This window comes from Tolypothrix sp. VBCCA 56010 (genome assembly GCF_050875635.1).
Taxonomy (GTDB): Bacteria; Cyanobacteriota; Cyanobacteriia; order Cyanobacteriales; family Nostocaceae; genus Hassallia.
Genome location: NZ_JBPAOH010000390.1, coordinates 1 through 746, shown reverse-complemented (window position 1 = coordinate 746; position 746 = coordinate 1). Strand labels below are relative to the sequence as shown.

General features: G+C 47.5%; 1 protein-coding gene. It reads left to right on the top strand.

The genetic code is table 11. The features are described 5' to 3' along the window. The coding region (locus tag AABK37_RS41670) for a hypothetical protein (protein WP_432557224.1) at positions 1–546 on the top strand (546 nt) is incomplete at its 5' end. Positions 547–746 lie beyond the last annotated feature (200 nt).

Here is a 746-nt window from a genome sequence, read left to right as displayed (position 1 = left end):
TTGAAAATCCTCCCCGGTGAAGCCAAAGTCATCACCATCAAGCGCAAGAAAGACCAGTGGCAGGGGTTGGAGGTGCTGGGCGTTCCCGAAGATTTTGACACCATTGAGCAGGAATTGTTGAGCCTGGAAGCCGACCGCAAAGCGAAAATCGCCCAACTCGCCGAAGGCATCGAACCCGATTTAATCAACATCGGCATCGACGAATGGCGGGCGATTAAGGAACACGTTGACTGTGCGACCAACATCATCCGCGATGAAATCACTTTGAGCCGGGAAGCCGGACACCGCTACGTCCTGATGGCGCAGGGGCGACAGGTAAAGACCTGGGGACTGAAAGACGAATCAGACCTCACCGAATGTTTCACAACCCTTTTTATGGGGAAATTCGCCATCGAGGAGGCACAGCGCTATTACAACCATAATCAGATGATTCCCGACAGCAGCAAGGCTAATGTCATCGAGACTTTAGAGAAAGTAGGCAACCGTGCCGCCTGGATTTCTGCCAGTTTTGGGGAGTTTCCGGCGCTGATTCCAAACCTTGTTTAAGGAATTTTTCTGCTTGAGGTGACACTTCTGGATGGTATCTTAACAATCCGTAAAAAACAGGCTTGCCTTTTTGTGTCAGGTACGCTTTTTACTGTACAATAACCATAAACAAAAAAACTGGTGTTGAATGTATCACTATTTCGACATCGTGACAAATTCAATACCAGTTTTTTTGTTTATAAAAAAAAGCAATGGGGCAA